At 70.3% G+C, this 23,976-nt stretch carries 23 protein-coding genes and 1 other RNA gene; 8 read left to right on the top strand and 16 right to left on the bottom strand.

Annotation, left to right across the window (positions count from 1 at the left end; translation table 11 throughout):
* Positions 1-75 precede the first annotated feature (75 nt).
* Entirely contained in the window at positions 76-1,203 is a 1,128-nt protein-coding gene (locus ASG48_RS06910; RefSeq protein ID WP_055847123.1) for an ATP-dependent RecD-like DNA helicase, read from the bottom strand.
* Between the two features lie 402 nt (positions 1,204-1,605).
* Here ASG48_RS06910 and ASG48_RS06905 point away from each other — a divergent pair, with 402 nt between their 5' ends.
* Positions 1,606-2,415: a transglutaminase family protein gene (locus ASG48_RS06905; protein WP_055847120.1), complete on the top strand. Its 810-nt coding sequence runs from the start codon at positions 1,606-1,608 to the stop codon at positions 2,413-2,415.
* 45 nt (positions 2,416-2,460) lie between these two features.
* On the opposite strand, the gene ASG48_RS06900 is transcribed toward ASG48_RS06905, so the two are convergent.
* Positions 2,461-3,054 carry a LysE family translocator gene (locus tag ASG48_RS06900; RefSeq protein WP_055847118.1) on the bottom strand — a complete coding sequence of 198 codons (594 nt, stop codon included), beginning with the start codon at positions 3,052-3,054 and terminating at the stop codon, positions 2,461-2,463.
* Positions 3,055-3,153: 99 nt separating this feature from the next.
* Between ASG48_RS06900 and ASG48_RS06895 the strand changes: the two genes are divergently transcribed.
* Positions 3,154-3,411 carry a DUF2171 domain-containing protein gene (locus ASG48_RS06895; protein ID WP_055847115.1) on the top strand — a complete coding sequence of 86 codons (258 nt, stop codon included), beginning with the start codon at positions 3,154-3,156 and terminating at the stop codon, positions 3,409-3,411.
* 21 nt (positions 3,412-3,432) lie between these two features.
* Here ASG48_RS06895 and ilvN read toward each other — a convergent pair whose 3' ends face one another.
* The 6 genes from ilvN to miaA all read right to left on the bottom strand — a co-directional run bounded on the left by ilvN (position 3,433) and on the right by miaA (position 8,654).
* Entirely contained in the window at positions 3,433-4,005 is a 573-nt protein-coding gene (gene ilvN, locus ASG48_RS06890; protein ID WP_055847112.1) for an acetolactate synthase small subunit, read from the bottom strand.
* A gap of 24 nt (positions 4,006-4,029) precedes the next feature.
* Positions 4,030-4,383 (bottom strand): type II toxin-antitoxin system VapC family toxin, encoded by a 354-nt coding sequence (locus tag ASG48_RS06885; protein ID WP_162243910.1) that lies wholly within the window; start codon positions 4,381-4,383, stop codon positions 4,030-4,032.
* A gap of 25 nt (positions 4,384-4,408) precedes the next feature.
* Positions 4,409-4,699, bottom strand: a complete 291-nt coding sequence (locus ASG48_RS06880) for an AbrB/MazE/SpoVT family DNA-binding domain-containing protein (protein WP_156381485.1) — start codon at positions 4,697-4,699, stop codon at positions 4,409-4,411.
* A 61-nt stretch (positions 4,700-4,760) separates the two neighbouring features.
* Positions 4,761-6,545, bottom strand: coding sequence for an acetolactate synthase 3 large subunit (locus ASG48_RS06875; RefSeq protein WP_244486794.1), 1,785 nt, complete (start codon positions 6,543-6,545; stop codon positions 4,761-4,763).
* Positions 6,546-6,802: 257 nt separating this feature from the next.
* Positions 6,803-7,618, bottom strand: coding sequence for a DUF1206 domain-containing protein (locus ASG48_RS06870; RefSeq protein ID WP_055847094.1), 816 nt, complete (start codon positions 7,616-7,618; stop codon positions 6,803-6,805).
* A 67-nt stretch (positions 7,619-7,685) separates the two neighbouring features.
* A complete protein-coding gene (gene miaA, locus ASG48_RS06865; RefSeq protein WP_055847091.1) occupies positions 7,686-8,654 on the bottom strand; it encodes a tRNA (adenosine(37)-N6)-dimethylallyltransferase MiaA in 969 nt (322 codons plus the stop codon).
* Between the two features lie 20 nt (positions 8,655-8,674).
* On the opposite strand from miaA, the gene serB reads away from it, so the two are divergent.
* Positions 8,675-9,562, top strand: a complete 888-nt coding sequence (gene serB, locus ASG48_RS06860; RefSeq protein ID WP_055847089.1) for a phosphoserine phosphatase SerB — start codon at positions 8,675-8,677, stop codon at positions 9,560-9,562.
* Between the two features lie 58 nt (positions 9,563-9,620).
* On the opposite strand, the gene ASG48_RS06855 is transcribed toward serB, so the two are convergent.
* The 5 genes from ASG48_RS06855 to ASG48_RS06835 all read right to left on the bottom strand — a co-directional run bounded on the left by ASG48_RS06855 (position 9,621) and on the right by ASG48_RS06835 (position 15,278).
* A complete protein-coding gene (locus ASG48_RS06855; protein WP_055847086.1) occupies positions 9,621-11,306 on the bottom strand; it encodes a Do family serine endopeptidase in 1,686 nt (561 codons plus the stop codon).
* 230 nt (positions 11,307-11,536) lie between these two features.
* Complete coding sequence (locus ASG48_RS06850) at positions 11,537-12,577, bottom strand: protease modulator HflC (RefSeq protein WP_055847083.1); 1,041 nt, start codon at positions 12,575-12,577, stop codon at positions 11,537-11,539.
* Positions 12,577-13,749 (bottom strand): FtsH protease activity modulator HflK, encoded by a 1,173-nt coding sequence (hflK, locus tag ASG48_RS06845; protein ID WP_055847081.1) that lies wholly within the window; start codon positions 13,747-13,749, stop codon positions 12,577-12,579. The genes ASG48_RS06850 and hflK overlap by 1 nt, the downstream gene beginning before the upstream one ends.
* Positions 13,750-13,971: 222 nt before the next feature.
* On the bottom strand, positions 13,972-14,487 hold the full coding sequence (locus ASG48_RS06840) for a dihydrofolate reductase (protein ID WP_055847078.1): 516 nt from the start codon (positions 14,485-14,487) through the stop codon (positions 13,972-13,974).
* On the bottom strand, positions 14,484-15,278 hold the full coding sequence (locus ASG48_RS06835) for a thymidylate synthase (protein ID WP_055847076.1): 795 nt from the start codon (positions 15,276-15,278) through the stop codon (positions 14,484-14,486). Before ASG48_RS06835 ends, ASG48_RS06840 begins: the two co-directional genes overlap by 4 nt.
* Positions 15,279-15,491: 213 nt before the next feature.
* Between ASG48_RS06835 and ssrA the strand changes: the two genes are divergently transcribed.
* From ssrA to ASG48_RS06820, 4 genes are all read left to right on the top strand, one after another.
* Positions 15,492-15,847, top strand: a transfer-messenger RNA (tmRNA) gene (gene ssrA, locus ASG48_RS17850).
* A 53-nt stretch (positions 15,848-15,900) separates the two neighbouring features.
* Complete coding sequence (locus ASG48_RS06830; RefSeq protein ID WP_055847073.1) at positions 15,901-16,470, top strand: SspB family protein; 570 nt, start codon at positions 15,901-15,903, stop codon at positions 16,468-16,470.
* 8 nt (positions 16,471-16,478) lie between these two features.
* Positions 16,479-16,676, top strand: coding sequence for a DUF4169 family protein (locus tag ASG48_RS06825; RefSeq protein ID WP_055847070.1), 198 nt, complete (start codon positions 16,479-16,481; stop codon positions 16,674-16,676).
* Between the two features lie 2 nt (positions 16,677-16,678).
* Positions 16,679-16,987 (top strand): ribbon-helix-helix domain-containing protein, encoded by a 309-nt coding sequence (locus ASG48_RS06820; protein WP_348271124.1) that lies wholly within the window; start codon positions 16,679-16,681, stop codon positions 16,985-16,987.
* 51 nt (positions 16,988-17,038) lie between these two features.
* Here ASG48_RS06820 and ASG48_RS06815 read toward each other — a convergent pair whose 3' ends face one another.
* From ASG48_RS06815 to ASG48_RS06805, 3 genes are all read right to left on the bottom strand, one after another.
* Positions 17,039-17,716, bottom strand: coding sequence for a carbonic anhydrase (locus ASG48_RS06815; RefSeq protein WP_055847069.1), 678 nt, complete (start codon positions 17,714-17,716; stop codon positions 17,039-17,041).
* A gap of 262 nt (positions 17,717-17,978) precedes the next feature.
* The gene (locus ASG48_RS06810; protein ID WP_055847066.1) at positions 17,979-21,842 is read right to left on the bottom strand and encodes an AsmA-like C-terminal region-containing protein; all 3,864 of its coding nucleotides are present in this window, start codon (positions 21,840-21,842) and stop codon (positions 17,979-17,981) included.
* Between the two features lie 138 nt (positions 21,843-21,980).
* On the bottom strand, positions 21,981-23,387 hold the full coding sequence (locus ASG48_RS06805; protein WP_055847063.1) for an FAD-linked oxidase C-terminal domain-containing protein: 1,407 nt from the start codon (positions 23,385-23,387) through the stop codon (positions 21,981-21,983).
* 86 nt (positions 23,388-23,473) lie between these two features.
* Between ASG48_RS06805 and ASG48_RS06800 the strand changes: the two genes are divergently transcribed.
* A complete protein-coding gene (locus tag ASG48_RS06800; protein WP_244486792.1) occupies positions 23,474-23,974 on the top strand; it encodes a thioesterase family protein in 501 nt (166 codons plus the stop codon).
* The last annotated feature ends 2 nt before the right edge of the window (positions 23,975-23,976 follow it).

Here is a 23,976-nt window from a genome sequence, read left to right as displayed (position 1 = left end):
GGCCCGCGATCTCGCGATCGCGGGCCTTCGCATGTGCGGCGTCCGAAGCATCCGAGCGATCTCGCGGCAGCCACCCTATTTGACGATCGTCAGCGTCTCGGCCGCCCGCGTCACCGCCGTGTAGAGCCAGCGCTCGCGCGTCTCGCGGAAGGCGAAGCTCTCGTCGAAGAGCATCACGTCGTTCCACTGCGAGCCCTGCGCCTTGTGGACCGTCAGCGCGTAGCCGAAGTCGAAATCGTCGAATCGCTTCTTCGTCGCCCAGGGCACCTCGGCGTCCGGGTCTTCGAAAGCCGCCTTCAGGAGCCGGATCTTCGCCGCGCCCTGGTCGATGTCGTCGTCGTCCGGCTTCACGATGAGGTTCACGCCGGGCTTCACGGTCTCGCGCGAGGCCGTCATCACCTTCCACAGCGAGCCGTTGAGCAGGCCCTTGGCGGGATCGTTGCGCAGGCAGACGAGCTTGTCGCCGGCCAGCGGCAGCGGCCCCTCGAAGCCCTTCAGCTCGCGCAGCCGCGCATTGTAGCGCCGGCGGGTGCGGTTGGTGCCGACGAGGACCTGGTCCGCCGCCAGCACGGCCTCCTGCTCCACCTGCCGCTTGGTGATGACCCGCGCCTTGCCGTAGTCGCCGAGCACCAGCTCGCGCCCTTCGCGCACCTGCAGGGCGAGATCGAGGATCGGGTTGTCGCGCGCCTGCCGATGCACCTCCGTCAGGAGAAAATCGGGCTCGGCCTCCGTAAAGAAGCCCCCGCCCGAGACCGGGGGCAGCTGGCCGGGATCGCCGAGAACGAGGATCGGCGTGCCGAAGCTCATGAGATCGCGCCCCAGCGCCTCGTCCACCATGGAACATTCGTCCACCACGACGAGCTTGGCCTTGGCGACGGGGCTCTGGCGGTTGAGCGAGAAGGTCGGCGAGATGCGGCTCGTGCCGCTCGTCTCGTCCGCCACCGTCTCCTCGCCGCGCGGGCGGTAGATCAGGGAATGGATCGTGCGCGCGCTCTTGGCGCCCTTGGAGCGCAGCACCTGGGCGGCCTTGCCGGTGAAGGCCGCGAACTGCACCGCACCGTCGATGCCGTCCGCGAAATGGCGCGCCAGCGTGGTCTTGCCGGTGCCCGCATAGCCGAACAGGCGGAAGACCGGCGTGTCGCCCGCCTCCAGCCAGTTGGCGACGGCCATCAACGCCTGGTCCTGTTGGGGTGAGAGCTTCACGCGCTGTGCCTCTTCGCCGGCCGCCTCGACGGGCCCTGCCCCGCGTTTGGCGGATCAGGCTTCGGTCTTCGCCATGGTCTTAGGCAAAAGCGTCCGTCCCCGCCAGCGCCGGCCGCCTGCTCCGGCGGTCTGGACCCCTGTTCGCACGCGCGTCACAATCGTTGTGCGATGCGTCGATTCTCGGGCTTGCCCCATCGTGTTCGAGCGTGAAATCTGCGATGCACGAAAGGAGGGGCGACGGCGCGCCTTGCAAGCGAGACGCGAGCAAGGCCGGGCATCGCCCCGCGCAGGCCCTGGTCGAACCGCCGGCATCGGCGGCAAGGCCGGAGGCGCGGCGACGACAGATCGGAGCGTCTCTTGCGTATCCCGGTGGATGCGCGGCGCTCCCGGAGCGGCACGAGCATGAGACTGCGACTGGGCTGCGAACTCTCCTACGACTTCTCGGTGCCGACACCGATGATCGTCATGCTGAACGTGCACTTCTCGCAGTTCGGCAATTTCGAGAGGCCGGACTACCTGACGACGACGCCCGCCGTGCCCATCACCAGCTATCGCGACAGTTTCGGCAACTGGTGCAACCGCGTCGTGGCCCCCGCCGGCCCGTTCCGCCTGCGCACCGACGGCATCATCCACTATGACGGCTTCTCCGATCCGGTCGGGCTGGACGCCATCCAGCACCCGGTCGAGGACCTGCCTTCGGACACGCTGGTCTTTCTCCTCGGCAGCCGCTACTGCGAGACCGATCTCCTGATGCAGGAGGCCTGGCGCCTGTTCGGGCACACCAATCCCGGCTGGGGCCGCGTCCAGGCCATCTGCGACTTCGTGCACAACCACATCACCTTCGGCTACAATCACTCGCGGGCGACGCGCACCGCCTTCGAGGCCTTTAACGAAGGCGTCGGCGTTTGCCGCGACTTCACCCATCTCGCCGTCACGCTCTGCCGCTGCATGAACATCCCGACGCGCTACTGCACGGGCTATATCAGCGATGTCGGCCTGCCCCCTCCCTATGCCACGATGGATTTCGCGGCCTGGATGGAGGTCTATCTCGGCGGGCGCTGGTGGACCTTCGATCCCCGCAACAACGACGTGCGCTTCGGCCGCATCCTCGTCGCCTACGGGCGCGACGCGGCGGACGTGCCGCTGACGCATACGTTCGGCAGCAACCTCCTTTCCGACTTCAAGGTCTGGATCGACGAGATCCCCGCCTGATCGATCGACCCGAAACGGCCCGCGGCGGACCGGCCACCGGCCGCCTCAGCGCAAGAGCGGGATGAGCGTCAGCGCCAGAAGGACGCCCATCGCGACGTTGAACCATTTCAGCCGCACGGGATCGGCGAGGAACTGGCGCAGCACGACGCCGAATCCCGCCCAGACCGACACGCTCGGCAGGTTGACGAGGGTGAAGGCGAGCGCAACGAGCACGACGCTCGCGAACGGATGGTCGGCATCCGTGTAGATGGCCATCGCGGTCACCGCCATCACCCAGGCCTTCGGGTTCACCCACTGGAAGGCGGCGGCCTCCAGGAACCGCATCGGCCGCTCGCCCGCCTCGCGATCCGAGATCCCGCGCGACATCGCGATCTTCCAAGCCAGATAGAGAAGATAGGCGCCGCCGGCGATCTTCAGCGCCGTGTGCAGCGCCGGCACCGCCGTCAGCAGCGCGCCGAGCCCGAACCCGACCGCCAGAAGCAGCACGCAGAAGCCACCCGCGATGCCGATCATGTGCGGCACGGTGCGCCGCAGCCCGAAATTGACGCCGGAGGCCAGCAGCATCAGGTTGTTGGGACCGGGCGTGACGGAAGAGACGAAGGCGAAGGCGAGAAGCGCCAGGAACGTGTCGGGGGTCATGGGATCGCCTTGGCAGCGGACGGGGGAACGGGAAGGGCGAACATTTGCATCCATCTTCTCCCCCTCGCGTTCTCGACGGAGAACCCAAGGAGAGACGAGATGAGCGACACGGCGGCAATTCGCGAACATATGGACGTCATCGGCGCCGACGGCGTGCATGTCGGCACGGTGGACCGGGTGGTGGGCCAGCGCATCAAGCTGACGCGCAAGGACAGCGGCGAGGGCCACCACAAGGGCCATCACCATTTCATCCCGCTCGGCCTCGTCGCCGAGGTCGAAGGCGACAGGGTGCGCCTCTCCGCCAATGGCGACGTCGCCGTCAGCTTCGAGGAGGAGGAGACGGGCGGGCCGGTCTAGGCGCAGCCCGCCTCTCGAAGGTCACATGGCGGAAGCGCCGCGCGCGAGCGCCGAGACGCCCGTGCGGCAGATCTCGACGAGGCCGATCGGCTGCATGATCGAGACGAACTTGTCGATCTTCGAGGTCCGGCCCGTCACCTCGAAGACGAAATGCTCCGTCGAGGTGTCGATCACCTTGGCGCGGAACACGTCGGCGATGCGCAGCGCTTCGACCCGCGCATCGCCCGTGCCCGCGACCTTCACGATCGCGAGCTCGCGCTCGATCGGGCCGCTTTCCCCGTCCTGATCGGCGGCGCGCGTCAGGTCGATCACGCGGTGCACCGGCACGATACGGTCGAGCTGGCTCTTGATCTGGTCCACCACATGCGGCGTCCCGCGCGTCACGATGGTGATGCGCGACAGGTGCTTCTCGTGCTCGGTCTCCGAGACGGTCAGGCTCTCGATATTGTAGCCGCGGCCGGAAAAGAGGCCGATGACGCGGGCAAGCACGCCCGGCTCGTTGTCGACGAGGATCGACAGCGTGCGCGGCTTGGGCTTCTCCTTCTCCTCGGTGATGAAATAGGCCGAGGCCGGCGGCTGGATGGGCTGGTTCATTGGTCTCGATGCTCGATGGATGGTTTAAAGCAGTCTGACCGGAACGGTGGAGCCGTTCCGGAGCGCACGCTTGGCGAGATGCCGGTCGAAGGTAAGAAACGCGTCGGCGTGGTGGTCACCAGCCAGATGAAGGGCGTCGGCGAAATCCATTCCCCGTGTATGCATGCTCACCGCCGCCATGATCCTGGCTTCCTCAACGAAATGGATGTCCGGCAGGGAGAGAAGATCGGCGAGGGCCGTCGCGATATCGCTTCGTCCGTAACCGTAGACGCCTCGCAGAACCCATTCGGTTTCCAGGAGAACCGTCGTTTGAACCACGAATACGCCTTCGGCCAGGGCTCCGATCACCTTCTCGAGTTGAACAGGGTCGTCTTTCACGAGAAGTCGGACGAGGATGTTCGTGTCAACCGCCCATCTTTTCATCCCAACGCCGCCTCGCCTCGTCCAAGATAGCCTCGTTCATCTCCGCATCGCTGACCGGCGGACCCGTGTATCGCGGCCGCCGCGCGAGGAATTCCTCCATCGTCACCGGCGGGAAGCGCTCCTGCCGCGTTTGGGGAGCCGCTCTCAGGACGACCTCCGTTCCATGCGTGACGAGCTCGAGTTCCGTGCCGGCCTCCCAGCCGCAAGCCTCCCGGACAGTCCGCGGGATTTCGACCGAACCGCCCGCCGATATTCTGATCATGACGTTCACGGGCCACCTCGCATCCTGGATGAAGGCCGGCGCGCCGCGAAGGGCGCGCCGATGGTCGATCCTACACCAGTGCCTTGCCCTTGGCATCGATCGCGGTGGCGACCGCCTCGTCCGTCGCCTCGTCAGGCAGCAGGATCTCGTTATGGGCCTTGCCGCTCGGGATCATCGGGAAGCAGTTGGCGAGATTGGCGACGCGGCAGTCGAAGAGCACGGGCTTGTCCACCGCGAGCATCTCGGCGATGGCGTCGTCCAGCTCGTCCGGCTTCTCGCAGCGGATGCCATGCCCGCCATAGGCCTCGGCGAGCTTGACGAAGTCCGGCAGCGCCTCGGTGTAGGAATGCGACAGGCGGTTGCCGTGCAGCAGCTGCTGCCACTGGCGCACCATGCCCATATACTGGTTGTTCAGGATGAAGATCTTGACGTTGGCGCCGTGCTGCACCGCCGTCGACATCTCCTGCATGTTCATCAGCACGGACGCGTCGCCCGCGATGCAGACGGAGAGCGCGTCGGGATGGGCGATGGCCGCGCCGATCGAGGCCGGCAGGCCGTAGCCCATCGTGCCCAGACCGCCCGACGTCAGCCAGCGGTTCGGCGCCTCGAAGCCGTAGAACTGCGCGGCCCACATCTGGTGCTGGCCGACCTCCGTCGAGATGTAGGTCTCGCGGTCCTTGGTCGCCTCGTAGAGGCGCTGGACGGCGAATTGCGGCATGATGACGTCGCGGCTCGGCTTGTAGGAGAGGCACTTGCGCGCCCGCCAGGTGCGGATCTCGCTCCACCAGGGCGCGATGGCCTCGCGCTCGAAACGCGTGCCCTCCGCCTTCACGCCGGCGACGAGGTCCTTCAGGACGTGGCCGACATCGCCGATGATCGGCAGGTCGACATGCACCGTCTTGTTGATGGAGGACGGGTCGATGTCGATGTGGATCTTGCGCGAGTTCGGCGAGAAGGCCGTCAGGCGCCCGGTGATGCGGTCGTCGAAGCGCGCGCCGACGCACAGCATCACGTCGCAGCCATGCATGGCGAGATTGGCCTCGTAGGTCCCGTGCATGCCGAGCATGCCGAGCCAGTTCTCGCCCGAGGCGGGATAGGCGCCGAGCCCCATCAGCGTCGAGGTGATCGGGAAGCCCGTCGCCGCGACGAGCTCGCGCAGGAGCGCCGTCGCCTCCGGTCCCGAATTGATGACGCCGCCGCCCGAATAGATGATCGGGCGCTTGGCGCCGGCCAGCATCTCGACGGCCGCCGCGATGGCGCGCGGATCGCCGTCGAGCCTGGGACGGTAGCTCTCGTGGGTGGCATTCGCCGGCGGGGGCGTGTAGAGGCCGGTCGCGAACTGGACGTCCTTCGGAACATCGACGACGACGGGGCCCGGGCGGCCGGTCGTGGCGACATGGAAGGCCTCGTGCAGGATGCGCGACAGGTCGTTGACGTCCTTCACCAGCCAGTTGTGCTTGGTGCAGGGCCGCGTGATCCCGACCGTGTCGCATTCCTGGAAGGCGTCGGAACCGATGAGGCTGGTCGGCACCTGGCCGGAGATGCAGACGAGCGGGATGGAATCCATCAGCGCGTCCTGCAGCGGGGTCACGGCGTTCGTCGCCCCCGGACCGGAGGTGACGAGCATGACGCCCGGCTTGCCGGTGGAGCGCGCATAGCCCTCGGCCGCGTGGCCCGCGCCCTGCTCGTGGCGCACCAGGATGTGCCGGATATCCTCCTGCTGGAACAGCTCGTCGTAGATCGGCAGAACCGCGCCGCCGGGATAGCCGAAGATGTCGGTGACGCCATTGTCCCTCAGCGCCTGGACGACCATTTCGGCGCCCGTCATTTCACGTTGTCCGGTCTGCGGTGTCATCGCTCTTCCGTTCGTTTCCTGGCCCGGTCTTGGGTGCCGGCTGGCTCGCGGGGAATGGGGTGTCGAAGGCAACAAAAAAGGGCCTCTGAGGGCCCTTTGGTCTGCGCACACGATGGCTTTCGCCGGACGGTTCCTAGACCGTCTCGCGTGTGCGCAATCTTACGAGAATGAGGGTGGTGCGGATCGACATGGCGCGGACGATAGCGCCGTCCGCCGCCCCCGTCAATCGCGCCGCGCATCGCCGCAGCCGCCCGCGTTCAGACGATCTTTTCCACGGGGATGCGCCGGTAATGCGCCTCGGCGATCGCGTAGGCGCCGAAGGCCATCAGGCCGAGGCCCGTCAGGGAGAGAAGAAGCCAGCCGGAGGACCAGTCCGCCATGGTGCCGAGGACGTCTTCGAGCCCCGGCGCTTTCTCGCCGCCGTAGCTCTCGGCGCCGGTCACGAGAAGGCCGGCCAGGATGAAGAAGGTCACCCCGCGCGCGATGAGGCCGAATTGGCAGACCGGCTTCAGCCAGGCCCGGCGCTCGGGCGGGATCGTCATGTATTTCTCGAACCCGGCGCGGATGCCCTTCACCATGTGGGCGGCCCCCGCCCCCGCCATCGCCAGGGCGATCGCATAGGTGATCCACTGGCCGTAGCCGGCACGATAGGCCTTGGCGACCATCTCGCCGCCCGTCCCGCCCCCGCCCGTCGCAAGGCCGATCGTGGCGGAGGCGGCGTAGACGGCGAGCGCGGCATAGGTGACGGCGCTCGCCAGCAGTCCGGCGCGGATGACGAGACCCTTGGCGCCCTTGCCGTGACGGTCGATGTCCATGACGGCCTGCGCCAGACGCCACAGCGCGAAGGCGAACAGCGCGGCGACGAGGACGAAGATGACGAACTGCCCGAGCGGCTGGCGGGCGATCTCGTCCAGCGCGTCGCGCTCGCCCATGGGGCGGCCCGTTGCGTAAGCCGCCTTGAACGAGAAGAAGCCGATGATGAGGAACACGATCCCGCGCGCGGCATAGCCGGCCTTCGCCGCGCCCCGCATCCAGTCGTGATGGTTCCCGACCTGGCCTTGAATGCTGGTCATGCGTCTTCCCCCGTCTGCGCCCCTGCGGACAATACGCCGGGCACCGAACGAAGTTCCGGGACGTCGCCTAGCGCTGCGATCGGGGCGTTTCGCCTTCGACATTCGGCGAAGGCCCGGCGGCGAAGGCTGCGAGGGCGATGTCGAGCGCGTCGGCCGGGTCCAGCCGCAGCCAGTGCGCCCCGAACTGGTGGCGGAACCAGGTCTCCTGCCGCTTGGCATATTGCCGGCTGCGCACGATCGAGCGCTCGCGCGCCTCGGCCGGCGACATCGCGCCGTCGATCGCCGCGCAGAGTTCGGAAAGGCCGATGGCCTTCCGCGCGCTCGAACCCGGCAGGATGCCGTGTCGCGCGCGGAAGGCCGCCGCCTCCTCCATGGCGCCGGCGTCCAGCATCGCGTCGAAGCGCGCGGCGATGCGCCGGCGCAGGAGCTCGCGCTCTGGCGTCAGCACGATCTTCAGGCAGTCGTCTTCGCGCAGCAGCGATTCGCCGGTGCCGGTGGTGAGCGCGCTCATCGGCCGCCCCGCGGCCTCGCCGACCTCCAGTGCCCGCGCGATGCGCTGGCCGTCCGCCGGATCGATGCGCGCCGCGCTGGCCGGATCGCGCTCGGCGAGAACGCCGTGCAGCGCCGGCGCGCCCTCGGCGGCGAGCCGGGCGCGCCAGGATTCGCGTATCGCGTCAGGCACGTCCGGCATCGCATCGAGAAGCCCGAGCAAGGCCTTGAAATACAGGCCCGTTCCACCGCAGAGGATCGGCAGCGAGCCGCCGGCCTCCAGCGGCGGCAACAGCGCCGCCACCTCGCGCCGGTAGCGGCCGGCGGAATAGGGCTCTTCGGGCTTCACATGGCCATAGAGGCGATGGGGCGCGGCCGAGAGATCCGCCGGGGTCGGGCGCGCTGTCAGGATCGACAGGTCCTCGTAGACCTGCAGCGAATCGGCGTTCACCACCGTGCCGCCGAGCCGTCGCGCCAGATCCAGCGCCAGGCCGGACTTGCCGCTCGCCGTCGGCCCGGCTATCAGGATCGCCTTCCAGCCCGCCATGTCAGAAAGCGCTCCGACCCATGTACGTCGCCACCCTCGTCGCTGCGCCCGCCGGCCCGGATCTCGCCATGGACGCCGTGGCGGCCGTCGCGGAGGCCCTCGGCGCCCGGCCGGACGCCGCCGACTGGCTGGACGAGGCCAAGGCCTGCGATCTGCCCTTGCCGGGCCCGGCCGACGCCGCATCGCGCGAACGCGCCGCCGGGATCGCCGCGACCCATGGCTTCGACTGCGTGGTGCAGGAGGCCGCCGGCCGGCGCAAGCGCTTTCTCATCGCCGACATGGACTCCACCATGATCGAGCAGGAATGTATCGACGAACTGGCCGCCGTGCTCGGCCTGAAGGATCAGGTCGCCGCCATCACGGCGCGGGCGATGAACGGCGAGATCGATTTCGAGCCGGCGCTGCGAGAACGTGTCGCCCTCCTCGCCGGCCTGCCCGAATCCACCATCGAGGCCGTCATCGCCGAGCGCATCACGCTGATGCCGGGCGGGCGCACGCTCGTCGCCACGATGCGCGCCAAAGGCGCCCATACCGCGCTGGTCTCGGGCGGCTTCACCGCCTTCACCGGCCCCATCGCGGCGATGATCGGCTTCCACGAGACGCGCGCCAATATCCTTCACGGCAGAGACGGCACGCTCACCGGCACCGTCGCCGAACCGATCCTGGGCGCCGCGGCCAAGGTCGACGCGCTCGACCAGATCTCGACCCGCCTCGGCCTCACCCCGGCCGACGCGCTCGCAGTCGGAGACGGGGCCAACGACCTGCCCATGCTGCTCGCCGCCGGCACCGGCATCGCCTGTCACGCCAAGCCCTCCGTCGCCGCCCGCGCCCCGCACCGCGTCGACCACGGCGACCTCACCGCGCTCCTCTTCGTCCAGGGCTACCGTCGCTCCGACTTCGTGGACTGATCGGGCCGGACGGCGCCGACGGCATCACGCGCGCGCCCGACCGGCCGCGCGGCCCCGCCTATTCCACGGGCACCACGATGAACCGCAGGTCGCCGCCGCTCGCCGCCAGCAGGAACAGCGCGTTCTTGCGGCCGTCGCTCTTCAGCTTCTCCACCTTCTCGGCGACCTCGGCGGCGGTGGAAACGGTTTCCTGCGCCACCTCGCGGATGATCATGCCGGGCTCGATGCCCTTCTCGGCGGCAGCCGACTGCGGCTTCACGGCGGTGACGACGACGCCGGTCGCGTCGTCCGCGAGGTCGAACTCGGCGCGCTGCGCGGCGTCGACATCGGCGATGGTCATGCCGAGGAGTTCGGTCGCGCCCTCGGCGGGCTCGGCGGCGTCGGCGGCGGCGGCCTCGCCGCCCTCCTTCTCGGCCATCAGCTTCTCGCCGTCCTCGAGCCGGCCGAGCGTGACCTGGACGGTCTCTTCGGCCGCGGGCGCCTTGGCGTCGGCCTTGCGCAGCACCGTCACGTCGACGGTCTTGCCGACCGGCGTCTCGGCCACGACGCGCGGCAGATCGCGGGAGGTGGCGATGGGCTTGCCGTCGAAGGTCACGATCACGTCGCCGATCTTCAGGGCGCCGTTGTCGGAGGGCCCTTCCGGCACGATGCCCATGACGACCGCGCCCCGCGCCTCGCCGATGCCGAGGCCGGTCGCGATGTCCTCGGTCACCGCCTGGAGGCGCACGCCGAGCCAGCCGCGGCGGGTCTCGCCGAACTCGCGCAACTGCCCGACGACGTTGGCGGCGAGCTGGGAGGGGATCGAGAATCCGATGCCGATCGAGCCGCCGGTCGGCGAGATGATCGCCGTGTTGATGCCCACCACGCGCCCATGCATGTCGAAGAGCGGGCCGCCGGAATTGCCGCGATTGATGGCCGCGTCCGTCTGGATGAAGTTGTCGTAAGGCCCGGCATTGATGTTGCGCCCGCGCGCCGAGACGATGCCGACCGAGACCGAGCCGCCGAGGCCGAACGGGTTGCCGATCGCCATCACCCAGTCGCCGATCCGCAGATGCTCCGAATCGCCGAACTCCACCGCCTTCAGCGGCCGGTCCGGCTTCACGCGCAGCACCGCGATGTCGGTCTTGGGATCGGTGCCGACGAGTTCGGCGTCGAGTTGGTGGCCGTCGGCGAAGTTGACGGTGATCTCGTCGGCATCGGCGATGACGTGGTTGTTGGTGACGACGATGCCGGCTGCGGCATCGAGCACGAAGCCCGAGCCGAGCGACTGCACGCGCTTGTCGCCGACGCCGTCCTCGTCCTTCAGGAGATCGTCGAAGAAGTCCTGGAGCGGCGAGCCCTCGGGCGCCTCGAGCTTCGGAATGCCGCGCCCGGCCGCCTCGACCTTCTGCGAGGTCGAGATGTTGACGACGGCGTCGAGCAGCGGCTCGGCGAGATCCGCGACCGATTCCGGCCCGTGCTGGGTCTGGCCCGGCGGGGGCGGCACGACGGGCGCCCCGGCCGTGACGCCGGAGCCGCTCGCGGGCGCCGGCGGCGGAGGTGCCGGCAGGAGCTCGGGCGCGGGCGCGCCGTCCGGCGTCGTGGGCTGGCCTTGCGGCGGCGAGGCGGGCGCGGCCGCGCCCGGCTGTCCGGGCGCGGCGTCCGGCAGGACCGTCTGCGCCAGGGCGAGCCCGCCAAGGCCAGCGGCCGGCAGCGCGGCGGCGAGCACGGTCGGCAGGATCAGTCGCAGAAGGCGTGCGGTCATCGCTTGTCCCCGTCGCTCGATTCGTCGCACCCTCGTGTCTGGGGCCTCGACGCTTCGAATCCGTAAAGCTCGACGGGACCTGAAAAAAGCGTCCGAATCAAGAAGCTTCGGTGCCCGCGAAGCGCCGCCGGCCCGGGCGGGACGACAGGCCGCAAGGGCCGACACGAAAACGCCCCCGCCGCCATCTGGCGAGCGGGGGCGCTGTCTGGTGGCGCGCTCGGCCGGCGCGGCTACTGCGCAGGCGCCGTGGTCGAGCCCGTCGTCGCCGGGTCGCCCGTCTGCGGCTGCGCCAGCGGTGCCGTCGCCTCAGCCTGCGCGCCTGTCAGGGGCGCGGGCGCCGCGGCCGAGGGCTCGGCGCCCACCGGTGCCGGCGCGGCCGCGCCGCTCGGGCTGCCGGTGCCCGCGTCGTTGAAATACCGGAAGAACTCCGACTCCGGCGAAAGCACCATCGTCGTTCCGGTATTGGCCAGTGCCTCGCGATAGGCCCGCATCGACCGGAAGAACTCGAAGAATTCCGGGTTGCGCGAATAGGCGTCGGCATAGATGCGGCTTCGTTCCGCATCGCCCTCGCCCTGCAGGATCTCCGACTCGCGCTGCGCGCTGGCGGTGGCCTCCGTCGCGCCGCGATCGGCGGTGGCGCGGATCTGCCGGGCGGCGACCTGACCGCGGGCCCGCAGGCGCTCGGCCTCGGCGAGGCGCTCGGCCTGCATGCGCTCGTAGGTCTGCTGAGAGACCTCCTGCGTCAGGTCCGTGCGGCGGATGCGCACGTCGGCGAGCTCGATGCCCAGCGATTCGGCGTCGGGGCGAAGCTGGTCGCGCACCTGCCGCATCATCTCGCCGCGCTCGTCCGAAAGCGCCGCCTCGAAGCCGCGAAGGCCGTAGACCCGGCGCAGCGCCGCGTCGAGGCGCGTGCGCAACCGCTGCTCGGCCTGCGGGATCGAGCCCGACACCGTCTCGCGGAAGCGCTTGGCGTCCGAGATCGAATAGACGAGGAACGCGTCCACCTCGTAGAACTTGCCGCCCGAGACCTGCACGCGGATATTGTCGAGGTCGAAGCGCAGGAGCCGGTCTGGCAGCATCTGCACCGTGTCGGCGCCCGCGAAGCCGAAGGGCACCTTGAAGTAGAGGCCCGGCTCGTTGACGACGCGGCGGATCTCGCCGAAGCGCAGGACGATCGCCTGCTCCTTCTCGTTGACGATGAAGACCGAGTTCCAGAGAACGACCGCGCCCGCGGCGACCGCGACGAGCGCGGCGGTGAGACGGTTCGACATCAGTTGGTACCTCCCTGGCCGGCCTGGCCCGCCTGTCCGGCGGCCGGCGCCGCGGCGTTCGGCGCGCGCTGGCCGAGCCGGTCGAGCGGCAGGAAGGGCACGATGCCCTGCGTCGCCTGCGATCCGCCCTCGACGATGACCTTGGAGGAATCCTTCAGGACGCCCTCCATCGTCTCCAGGAACAGTCGCTTGCGCGTCACTTCGGGCGCCTTCTCGTATTCCGTCAGCACGGAGATGAAGCGCTGGGCCTCACCCTCGGCCTCCTGCACGACGCGGTTCTTGTAGGCGGCGGCGTCCTCGCGGATCTGCGCGGCCTCGCCCTGCGCGCGGCCGAGCTGCTGGTTCTGATAGCGGTTGGCTTCCTCGACGAAGCGGTCCTCGTCCTGCTCGGCGCGCTGAACCTCGTCGAAGGCGTCGGCCACCTGCGGCGGGGGCGCGGCGTCCTCGATCGAGATCGCATTCACGCGAAGGCCAGAGGAATAGGCGTTCATCGTGTCCTGCGCGATCTGGCGCACCTCCTCGGCGATGCCCTGGCGGTCGTCGCGGAAGATGTCCTGCACGGGGCGCCGGCCGACCACTTCGCGCATCGCGCTCTCGGCCACCTGCCGCAGCATCGAGACGGGGTCGTCGACATTGAAGAGATAGTCGCGCGGATTCTCGACCTGGTAGAGGACGGCGAACTGCACGTCGACGATGTTCTGGTCGCCCGAGAGCATCAGCCCGGAATTGTCGGCGCTCCGGTTGGCGCCGATCGCCATCTGGCTTTCCACCACCGGCACGGTGTCCACCGTCTCGAAGGGCCAGAGGGCGAAGTGCAGGCCGGGTCCGGAGAGTTCCTCCTTCGGCTTGCCGAAGAGCATTTCCACGCCCACCTGGTCGGGCTGCACGGTGTAGACGGCCTTCACGAGCCAGAGAACGGCAAGGCCCGCAACCACGAGGCCGACGATCGCCGCGCCGCCGGCCGAGCCGCCGCGCCCGCCGCCGCCGCCACCGCCGGGCAGAGCGCGTCGCAGCCGATCCTGTCCGCGCCGCAGGATGTCTTCCAGATCCGGCGAGTTGCCGCCCCCGCCCGGACGGGGTCCCTGCGGACGCTGGCCCCAGGGGCCGCCACCGCCCCCGCCGCCGCTTCCGCCTTTCCAGCCACCATTGCCGGTCTGATTACTCCAGGGCATCGAAATCCTTCCGAACTCAGCGAGACCGGCGCTTTTGGACGGACGCCGCGCCCGCCGTGCGGCAGGCCTCAGACCTTATAGGAATTGCCCTCCGGCCTTTCAACGCGCGGCGGCGTTTTGGCAGGCGCGGGGGCTGCGACGTGGTGAACGTTTGCCGAGGAAGACGGCTTACTCCGCCCGGGCGCGCTCCTCTTCAGGCCCGAAGCACCGCGCGGCGGCCCGTCAGGCGCGCCGCCCGTAGAGGCGGAACGAGGTGGCGGCGCTGTCGCGCGGTCCGCGCGGCAGAGCGCGCTCCTCCTCCAGCGTCCATTCGTCCGGCCCGATCGCCGGAAAGAACGTGTCCCCGTCCGGCTCGGCCTCGACCACGGTGGCGGCGATCGCGGTCAGGAGCGGCCAGAACAGACGGTAGATCTCCGCTCCTCCGGCGATCACGATTTCGTCGGCGCCGCGCTCGGCCGCGCGGCGGCCGGCCAGCGCCAGCGCCTCGTCGCGGCTTGCCGCAACGTCCGCCCCCTCGATGGGCGAGCGGCCCGAGCGCGTCAGCACGATCGTGTCGCGCCCGTCGAGCACGCGGCCGATGGAGCGCAGCGTCGTCGCGCCCATGATCATCGGCCTGCCCATCGTGCGCTGGCGGTAGAACTTCAAGTCGCTCGGGATCGACCAGGGCATGCCCCCGTCCCTGCCGATCACGCCGTTGCGCGCGAAGGCCACCACGGCCGTCAGCGGAAGGGCGCTCACACCGCGACCTTCGCCGCGATATGCCCATGCGCCTCGTAGCCTTCTATGGCGATGTCCTCGAACGTGAAGTCGAAGAGGTCTGTTACCGCCGGGTTCAGGACGAGGCGCGGCAGCGGCAGCGGCGCGCGCGTCAGCTGCAGGCGCGCCTGATCGAGATGGTTGAGATAGAGATGCGTGTCGCCGAGCGTATGCACGAACTCGCCCGGCTTAAGGCCCGTCACATGCGCCACCATCTGCGTCAGCAAGGCGTAGGAGGCGATATTGAAGGGCACGCCGAGGAAGACGTCGCCCGAGCGCTGGTAGAGCTGGCAGGAGAGCCGGCCGTCCGCGACGTAGAACTGGAAGAGGCAGTGGCAGGGCGGCAGCGCCATCTCGTCGACCAGCGCCGGGTTCCAGGCCGAGACGATCAGCCGGCGCGAGTTGGGATTGGCCCGGATCGCGTCGACGACATTGGCGATCTGGTCGATATGGCCACCGTCATAGGTCGGCCAGGAGCGCCATTGCGAGCCGTAGACGGGTCCCAGATCGCCGTTCTCGTCGGCCCATTCGTCCCAGATCCGCACGCCGTTCGTCTTGAGATAGGCGATATTCGTCTCGCCCTTCAGGAACCAGAGGAGTTCGTGCGCGATGGAGCGCCAGTGCAGCTTCTTCGTCGTCACCATCGGGAAGCCGTCGGCGAGGTCGAATCGCATCTGGTGGCCGAAGACCGAGCGCGTCCCCGTGCCGGTGCGGTCGCCGCGCACCGTACCCTTGTTTAGGACGCGGTCGAGGAGGTCGAGATATTGCTGCATGTTGGCTCCGGCTGCCCTCGAAACAGCCTGCCTCCCATCGGTTAAGTTTCTGCCATCGCGAACCGCGGCTCCGCCGCGAGCCGTCGCCTATCGATTCCGCGCCGTTCGGCGGGAGTCGAGTCAAAAACGTAACGCGGGCCACGGGCCGCCGAACTTGTGTGCGCCTGACCTCCATCGCCATTCTTCCGGACAAGCCGCGCATCTGGCGTTTTGCGTCTTTTCACCGGGAGGGCGACCCCCTATATTCCCTCTCGCCGGCGCAAGCCGGATATGGCGATAAACGGCCGATGTAATAAACCTTTCGGACCCGGGGGCAGTACCCGGCGCCTCCACCTGAACCGCCCGGCCGGGCGTTTGAGGCGGGGGCGAAGCAGGATCGACGAGGGCGTAAAGATCGGACTTTTGCTCGGCATTGTACCGCCGTTATCGGGCTGAAAAAGTAGTTGCCAACGACAACTATGCGGAAGCGCGTCTCGCAGCCTAAGGCTGTGCGATAGCTTCAAATCAAGCCCTAGGGGTTCGCACTTCTAGGCGGGGCTCGGAGGCGCCTGGCAACAGAAGCCTCCACTTTCATGAGGCGGGTCCGGCCGGATCCGCAACCAGCAGACTTCGGGACATTGCAATGGGCCAGGATCTCATCCGTTACGATGTTCTCGCGCAGGACGCCCTTCGCGGCGTCATCCGCAAGGTGCTGGGCGAGGTCGCCAAGACGGGCCTTCCCGGCGAGCATCACTTCTTCATCACCTTCCTGACCTCCGCGCCCGGCGTGCGGATCTCCTCGCGGCTGCGCGAGAAGTATCCCGAGCTGATGACCATCGTCATCCAGCACCAGTACTGGGACCTGCAGGTCACCGACACCGGCTTCGAGGTCGGCCTCTCCTTCTCCGATATTCCCGAGCGCCTGCTCATCCCCTTCTCGGCGGTGCGCGGCTTCTACGACCCGGCGGTGAACTTCGAGCTGGAGTTCAACGTGGGCGGCGCCGAGGGCGTCGGCGAAGTCCCTTCCGCGGCGCCCGCGCCGAAGCCGGCCCTTGCACCCGCGCCGGCGCTCGCGGCCAAGCCGTCCCGCCTGCCGGTGGCCAAGCCCGCCGCCAAGGAGAAGGCGAGCGCGGAGGCCAGGGCCGACGACAAGCCGCAGGACAAGAAGGACGCCGAGGTCGTCTCCCTCGACGCGTTCCGCAAGAAGCCCTGAGCCGGGCCATGGGCGAGGTCGTCAACCTGCGACAGGCCCGCAAGCGCGCCCGCCGCGCGGCGGACGAGAAACGCGCCGACGAGAACCGCATAGCGCACGGACTGCCGAAGGAGACCGTGTCGAGCGCGCGAATCGAGCGCGAGCGTGCCGCCAGGAGCCTCGAGGGATCGCGGCTCGAACGGCCGACAGATCTCGACCGTCCTTGATCGTGAAGCGCTCGCTGTCGATCCGCGGGCACCGCACCTCGATCAGCGTGGAAGACCGGTTCTGGGAGCGACTGCGCGTCATCGCCGCCGCCCGCGGCCTTCCACTTGCCGGTCTCGTCGCCGAGATCGACGGCGCGCGCGACACGGCGACCAACCTCTCCTCGGCCATCCGCCTCTTCGTCATCGACGAGGCGCTCGCCCGCGCTTCGGCGCTCGAGGAGACGGCAAGGCAGGGCCGAGAGCCGGTCGCACCGGCGGCCGAAGCCGACGAGCACCAGGCTCTGCCGACGCCTCCGACGCCGCCCGCGTGAGAGGCGCCGGGCACGGCCGGCGCGGGGTCCCGTCCGGCCGTGCCCGCCTCGTCAGTCGCTTTCCTCGCAGCGGATCATCTTCAGCGGATTCGCCCCTTCGGCGATCGCCGAAAACGCGCCCGTCTCGGGATCGCGCACCAGCAGTTCGCCGGTCGCGACGCCGAAATAGGCCCCGTGCAGCATCAGCTTGCCGCGCTCCACGAGGATGCGCACGCAGGGAAAGGTCATGAGATTGCGCAGGGAGAGTTCGACGGAGGCAAATTCCAGCGCCTGCAGGTAGTCGCGCGTCAGGTCCTTGCCGCGCGGGCCCAGCACTTCGGCCGCCGGCGCGATCTGCGACATCCAGCGTCCGATGAAGTCGCCCGGCGACAGGGGCTCGTTGTCGTCGGCAAAGGCGCGGATGCCGCCGCAGGACGCGTGGCCGAGGACGACGATGTGCTTGACGCGCAACGCCTGCACGCCGAATTCCAGCGCCGCGCTGGTGCCGTGCTGGAACTCGTTCTCCGGCTCGTAGCGCGGCACGATATTGGCCACGTTGCGCACCACGAGAAGCTCGCCCGGCGCCGCGTCGAAGATCGCCTCGGGCGAGACGCGGGAATCGACGCATCCGACGATCATGATCTCCGGCCGCTGGCCCTTCTCCGCGAGGGTCTGGTAGCGCTTGCGCTGCGCGGTGAAGCTGCCGTCGAGAAACGACTTGTAGCCTTCGGTCAGACGGTTCGGAAACATCGCACCTCTCTTTCGCATCGTCGTCCTGCGGCCGCCCCGAGGACACCCGGCACATGCCTCGTCCGCCGGCCGGCGACGGACATCGCCCGCGCAGATAGGGCGCATCCTCCGCCCGTCCGGCCTTGCCGACGCCTGAGCCGGCAGCGGCGGCGCCACAGGACCCTGCCCGGCCCAATTCGGCCGGGACTATGGCGCAGGCCGCCCGTCCTTCCAACCCCCGTGCGGGCGGGTGCCGAGGCACCCGGCCAGGACGGCGGCGGCGTCAGAATTCGAGCGGGTTCTCGACGCCGGGCAGGCTCGGAAAGGTCTCCGGGGGCTGGCTGCCGGGCGTGCCCGCGGGCGGCTCGAAATCGAGCGGGCCGGCCGGCGAAGCCGGGCTTTGCGGCGAGGGCTCGGAAATGCGGGGCGCGGTGGCGCGCAGGCGCTCGGCGGCGGCGGCCGCTTCCGCCGCCCGCCGCCGTTCGCTCGCCTGGCGGGCCCGTTCGGCCGCCTCGCGTTCGGCGAGCGCCGCCCGTTCCGCCGCAGCCTGCCGCTCGGCCTCGAGCCGCGCGGCGGCGTCCGCCGCGGCCTTCCGGGCGGCCGCCTGCTCGGCCGCCAGCCGCGCCCGCTCCGCCTCCTCGGCGGCCACGCGCGCCGCTCTTGCCCGCTCGGTCTCGGCCACGCGCCAGCGATAGAGGCGGTTCTCGCGGCGAAGGCGCAGCTTTTCCTGCAGGCTTTCCTGCAGCGCCTCCACCCGCGCCTCCTCGCGTTCGAGCGCGCGCGCCGAGAGATAGGCGACGAGCGGCTGCGGGTCGGCCGAAAGAACGGGGGCCGACAGCGGCCCGGAGACCGCGTAGTCGATGCCCGGCGCGGTGCCTTCGATCGCCTCGGGCCCCGCATCGAAGGCGAGCGCGGCGGAGCCGGAGACGGTGGCCGCGGCAAGATCGATGTCGCCCGAGAGCGTCAGGCGGCTCGGCCCGTTCTCTTCCGTCACCGGCACGAAGCTCATGCGCCCGCCCGTCACCGTGAAGGCGCTCGATTTCTCGCCGTCGAGGGCAAGGCCGGACCCGTCGGCGAGCGCGGCGATGGCGGCGGCGCCCGCATCCGTGTCCAGGCGGAAATCCGGCCGGTCCGCCACGACCAGCGCCCGGGCGAAGGCGTCCGGTGCCACGCCCGGCACATGCGCGCCGGAGAGGCGCGCGCTGCCCGCCCCCGTCAGTCCGGAGACGAGCCCGGCATAGGACTGCGCCGAGCCGTCGAGCGAGATCGTGCCGCTGAGGCTCGCCTTGCCGCCCGACGCGTCGAGCGCCGGCCAGATCGCCCCGGGCGCGAGCGAATCGAAGCGCGCGCGCAGAGCCGCGCTGCCGATGCCGCCGGCATTGCGCAGGGCGAGCGAACCGGCCAGCGTGCCGCCGAGATAGCGGGCCGAGACGTCCTCGATGGCGACGAGCCCGCCGCCGCCGCGCAGCGTCGCGCGCACATCCGTCAGCGCCGACCCGCCGTGCAGAGCGAGCGTCTGCGCCGAGAGGTCGATCTCGAACGGGCGGTCCGGCAGTCGGTTGGCGGGAAAGGCGGTCTTCGGCCACAGCGTGCCGTCCGCCCCCTCGCCCGGCGCCTCGCCGAAGGAGAGCCGCGCGAGCCAGGGCAGAGAGAGGTCGCTGAGTTCGGCCCGACCCTCCAGCGCGCCCGCCGGCGGCAGGGTGGCGCTGGCCTTCACCCGCGTGTCGCCGAGCGTTCCCGTCACTCCGTCGAGCGTCCAGCCGGCGACGCTCCAGCGAAGCGCGGCCGAAAGGTCCGCCGGCACCGCGTCGAGCGGGCCGAGCCCGATATCGGCGAGCGTGGAGAGGAGGAAGGGCGCCACGTCCTCGCTCTGCAGCATGGCCTGGAACTCGCCGCCCGCCGGCCCGGCCGCCGTCGCCTCCAGGATGCCGTCCATGATGAGCTCGCTGCCCGGCGCGCGAAGGCTCGCGGCGGTCACGATGGGCCCGGTCTCGGCGGCCGAGAGCGTCGCCTCGAATTCCAGCGGCGTCGGCAGCGTATCGAGCGGCAGGGCCTCGAGGCCGAGCTGGCCGAGAAGCACCGCCGGCGCGTCGCTCTCGAGCCGCACGTCCAGCCCGAACCGCCCGCTCCGCGCGAGGGCCGAGAAGCCGTTCTCGACCGCGCTGGAGAGATCGATCTTGGTGCCGGCGGCCGTGCCCGTCAGGTCCACGAGGAGCGAGGGCGCGCGTCCGGGCTCGCCGGCCTGCGTGGCGAGCGTGCCCGACAGCGTCAGGGGCCCGAGGACGTCCGCCCGGCGCGCCATCGCCGCGAGGATGGGCCGGTCGGGCAGGCGCTCGTTCGCATAGGCGATCAGGGCCTGCGGCGCTTCGGCCTGCAGCGAGACCTTCATCGTGCCGCTGGCGTCGCCCGACAGTTCGTCGAGATGGCCGACCGCCTTGAGATCCGCGCCCGCAAGCCCCGCCACGTCGAAGCGGCGCACGTCGATCCGCCGCGGGTCGACCTTGAGGTCCGCGTCGATCCGCGCCGCCGTGCCGCCGCCATAGGTCACCGGGCCCGCCGCCAGCCGCAGCGCGACCGTGCCGCCTTCGGCCAGGCCCCGGCCTTCGCCCGTGAAGAACTTCGACAGCGCCAGGAAGGCGTCGAGATCGAGCGCGCCGCCCGAGAGGTCCGCGTCGATCGCCGGCTGCGCGCCGCCGCTGCGCTCCAGCCGGCCCTTCAGCGTGCCCGCGCCGATCGTCACTTCCAGGGCCTCGAAGGCCTGCCGCTCGGTCCCAAGCGCCACGCGGGCCGAGAGGCCGGCCCCGCCGAGCCCGCGCAGCGCGGGATCGACGCCGCCGGAGAGCCAGTCGGAGAAGCCGGACGGCTGGCGCGAGGCGACGAGGAGGTCGCCCGCAAAGCCTCCCTCGCCCTCCAGCGTCACCTCGCCCGTCGCCTCGATCCGCGTGCGTCCGGGCAGTTCGGCGACCGCGTCCCGCACCGTCCAGCCCGTCTGGGTCGGGCTGGCCTCGAAGGAGACGTCGCGGATCACCGTGCCCGCGGCGGTGACGACGGGAAGGCTGAGGGCCACCGTGCCGGATAGGGCGGGGCGCGGCACCTCGGCGAGAAGCGCGCGCAGCGCCGCGACGCGGCCAGCGAAGCTCGGCGCAGCGGCGCCCGCTTGCCCCGCCGCCTCGGCCTGCCGCTGCGCGATCGCGTCGACATCCACCTGCTCGCCTTCGAGCGTCAGCGAGAAGCGCGGCGCGGCGCCGTAGTCGAGCGCGCCCGCGCCGGTGAGGATATAGGGCTGGGGGCCGGCGCCCGCGGCAAGGCGCAGGTCGCGCAGCTCTGCCGCCACCGGCGTCAGCGCGAGCGCCGCGGCAAGGCGCAGCGGCGGCGTGGTCGATGCCATGTCCGCCGGCCGGCCGGCCTGGCCGCTCGGTGCCGGCTTGCGCATCGGCCGTTGCAGCGTCAGGCTCCCGTCGAGCCGGGGCAGCCCGTCGACGATCCGCGCAGCGCCGTCCGCGGTCAGGCTGGCGTCGAGCCCCTCGCTCTCCACCACCAGTTTCAGCGGCAGGCGGCCGTCTTGCTGGGCCGTGCCCGCATTGATCGCGAAGCGCACCGGCATGCCGTTACGGTCGAGCGTTCCGCTGCCGGCGATCGGGCCGGCGAGCGATTCGGCGGAGAACACGGCCTCGACGTCCCGCAGCGTCTCGGTGCGACCGGCCGGCCCGTTCTCCAGCCGCACCGTGCCGCCCTTCACCTCCACCCGCTCCAGAACGACCCTCGCACCGGCGGGCAGCTGCGGCGCGCGCGCCGGCCATTCGATGGCGCCGCCCGTCGCGATGGGCACGCGCAGGTCCGGCGCGTCGAGCACCATGCGGTAGATCAGGATCTCGCCGGAGAGGTAGGGCGCCAGTTCCGCGTCCATCCGGAACCCGTCGACGGACAGGAGCGGCGCGCCGTCCTCGCCGAGCACCGCGACGTCGGAGAAGGTGACGGACGGGAACGGCAAGATCGAGGCCTCGGCCGGGCCGCGCACGACGACCGGGCGCCCGAGGATTCGCGAGGCCTCGCGCTCGAAATCGGCGCGGTAGGCCGTCCAGTCGATGAAGAACGGCGCGACGAGCACGGCCAGCAGCGCCAGCACGATGAGCCCGCCGAGACCCACGAAGGCCCTGACCAGTTCGCATCCTCCCTTGCGGCGCGGCCCCTTCGCGGATTGCGCGCAGTTCTCACTGTCGATCAGCCTAGCACGGAACGCGGCGCGAACCTCGCCCCGGCATGCGTCGCGGCCCGGCCCCGGCGATCAGAAGATCTTGCCGGGATTGAGGATGGCGAGCGGGTCGAGCGCCTGCTTGATCGCCCGCATCACCGCGACGCCCTCGCCCATCTCGTCGGTGAGATACGCCCGCTTGCCCTGCCCGATCCCGTGCTCGCCCGTGCAGGTGCCGTCCATGTCGAGCGCCCGGGCCGCCAGCCGCGCGCCGAAGGCCTCGGCCGCATCGATCTCGGCCGCGTTGGCGGTGTCGATGAGTAGCGTCACGTGGAAGTTGCCGTCGCCGACATGGCCGACGATCGGGGCGACGAAGCCGGCCGCCTCGATGTCGAGCCGCGTCTCCTCGATGCATTCGGCCAGCCGCGACACGGGCACGCAGACGTCGGTGGCGATGCCCGCCGCGCCGGGCCGCAGGGCGAGCGCGGCCCAGTAGAAATTGTGCCGCGCCTTCCACAGGCGCGCGCGTTCCTCGGCGAGCGAGGCGCTTTCCAAAGCGCCGCCGCCATTGCCGGCCGCGATCTCGGCGAAGCCCGCCGCCTGTTCGGCGACCGAGGCGGGCGAGCCGTGGAACTCCACGAAGAGGCAGGGCGAGACCGGAAGGTCGAGGCCCGAATGGGCGCGCGCGGCCTGCACGGCGAGCGTGTCGAGAAGCTCGATGCGCGCGACGGGAATGCCGGTCTGGATCGTCTCGATCACCGTGTCGCAGGCGCTCTTCACGTCCGGGAACGGGCAGACGCCCGAGACGACGGCCTCGGGGATCCCGTAGAGCTTCAGCGTCAGTTCCGTGATGATGCCGAGCGTGCCTTCGGAGCCGACGAGAAGCCGCGTCAGGTCGTAGCCGGCCGCGCTCTTGCGCGCGCGCCGCGCCGTGCGCACCAGCCGTCCGTCGGCCATCACCGCGCAGAGCGAGATGACGTTCTCGCGCATCGTGCCGTAGCGCACCGCGTTGGTGCCCGAGGCGCGCGTCGCCGCCATGCCGCCGAGCGAGGCGTTGGCGCCGGGATCGATGGGGAAGAACAGGCCGGTGTCGCGCAGATGGGCGTTCAGCGCCTCGCGCGTCACGCCCGGCTGCACGCGGCAGTCGAGATCCTGCGCGTTGACGGCCAGGATCGCGTCCATCTGCGACAGGTCGAGCGAGATGCCGCCGAGCGGCGCGTTGACGTGGCCCTCCAGCGAGGAGCCGGTGCCGAATGCGACGATCGGGCAGCGATGCTCGGCGCAGATCCGCACCGCCGCCTGCACCTCCGCCTCGCTGCGCACGAAGACGACCGCATCCGGCATCTGGTTGGGAATGTAGGTGGTGGAATGGGCGTGCGCGCGGCGCACGTCCTCGCCGCGCACCAGCCTTTCGCCGAAGAGCGGCGCCAGCGCCTCGAGAGCGGCGGGAATGCCCGCCCGCGTCTCGCGGCGCTCCGTCATGATGTCGGCCAGCGTCATCGTCGTTCTCCCGTCCGCCGATCGGGCGTTGACGCCCTTCTCAAAACCCGTATCCGATCCCGGCGCGACAGGCGAGGATGATGCCGATGGACGAGCCCACGATCGAGACCTCGGGTTTCGTCAGCGCCCCGATGGAGATCGAGCCGCAATGGATCGACCATAACGGGCACCTGAACCTCGCCTATTACCACGTCCTCTTCGACCGGGGCGTGGACGAACTCTTCGAGCGCTTCGGCATCGGCCCGCATCGCGCCGCCGAGAGCTCGGCCACGACCTTCGCCGCCGAATCGCATGTCGTCTACAGACGCGAGGTGAAGCCGGGCTCCATCGTGCGCGTCGCCTCCCAGATCATCGCCTTCGACGAGCGGCGCATCCATGTCTTCCAGCGCCTCTTCCACGCCGAGGGCTGGTGCGCGGCGACGCTGGAAGGGCTCATCCTCTCCGTCGATCTCTCCGGCCCGAAGGTCGCGCCCTTCCCGCCCGACATCGCCGGGCGCCTCGCCGCCGTCGCGGCGGAACACGCCCACCTGCCGCGCCCCGAGGATGCGGGGCGGGCCATCGCCATGCGGCCGAAGCGGGCGCCCTGACG

It is taken from the genome of Aurantimonas sp. Leaf443 (assembly GCF_001425575.1).
Taxonomy (GTDB): domain Bacteria; phylum Pseudomonadota; class Alphaproteobacteria; order Rhizobiales; family Rhizobiaceae; genus Leaf443.
This window is presented reverse-complemented; position numbering and strand designations above follow the sequence as displayed.

Excerpts from the sequence above, each read along its gene's own strand:
- ASG48_RS06875 (WP_244486794.1), bottom strand. The coding sequence starts at position 6,545 with ATGACACCGCAGACCGGACAACGTGAAATGACGGGCGCCGAAATGGTC.
- hflK (WP_055847081.1), bottom strand. The coding sequence starts at position 13,749 with ATGCCCTGGAGTAATCAGACCGGCAATGGTGGCTGGAAAGGCGGAAGC.
- miaA (WP_055847091.1), bottom strand. The coding sequence starts at position 8,654 with ATGGCGGGCTGGAAGGCGATCCTGATAGCCGGGCCGACGGCGAGCGGC.
- ASG48_RS06830 (WP_055847073.1), top strand. The coding sequence starts at position 15,901 with ATGGGCCAGGATCTCATCCGTTACGATGTTCTCGCGCAGGACGCCCTT.
- ASG48_RS06815 (WP_055847069.1), bottom strand. The coding sequence starts at position 17,716 with ATGTTTCCGAACCGTCTGACCGAAGGCTACAAGTCGTTTCTCGACGGC.
- serB (WP_055847089.1), top strand. The coding sequence starts at position 8,675 with ATGTACGTCGCCACCCTCGTCGCTGCGCCCGCCGGCCCGGATCTCGCC.
- ASG48_RS06895 (WP_055847115.1), top strand. The coding sequence starts at position 3,154 with ATGAGCGACACGGCGGCAATTCGCGAACATATGGACGTCATCGGCGCC.
- ASG48_RS06800 (WP_244486792.1), top strand. The coding sequence starts at position 23,474 with ATGGACGAGCCCACGATCGAGACCTCGGGTTTCGTCAGCGCCCCGATG.
- ASG48_RS06855 (WP_055847086.1), bottom strand. The coding sequence starts at position 11,306 with ATGACCGCACGCCTTCTGCGACTGATCCTGCCGACCGTGCTCGCCGCC.
- ilvN (WP_055847112.1), bottom strand. The coding sequence starts at position 4,005 with ATGAACCAGCCCATCCAGCCGCCGGCCTCGGCCTATTTCATCACCGAG.
- ASG48_RS06805 (WP_055847063.1), bottom strand. The coding sequence starts at position 23,387 with ATGACGCTGGCCGACATCATGACGGAGCGCCGCGAGACGCGGGCGGGC.
- ASG48_RS06905 (WP_055847120.1), top strand. The coding sequence starts at position 1,606 with ATGAGACTGCGACTGGGCTGCGAACTCTCCTACGACTTCTCGGTGCCG.
- ASG48_RS06825 (WP_055847070.1), top strand. The coding sequence starts at position 16,479 with ATGGGCGAGGTCGTCAACCTGCGACAGGCCCGCAAGCGCGCCCGCCGC.
- ASG48_RS06900 (WP_055847118.1), bottom strand. The coding sequence starts at position 3,054 with ATGACCCCCGACACGTTCCTGGCGCTTCTCGCCTTCGCCTTCGTCTCT.
- ASG48_RS06850 (WP_055847083.1), bottom strand. The coding sequence starts at position 12,577 with ATGTCGAACCGTCTCACCGCCGCGCTCGTCGCGGTCGCCGCGGGCGCG.
- ASG48_RS06870 (WP_055847094.1), bottom strand. The coding sequence starts at position 7,618 with ATGACCAGCATTCAAGGCCAGGTCGGGAACCATCACGACTGGATGCGG.
- ASG48_RS06835 (WP_055847076.1), bottom strand. The coding sequence starts at position 15,278 with ATGCAGCAATATCTCGACCTCCTCGACCGCGTCCTAAACAAGGGTACG.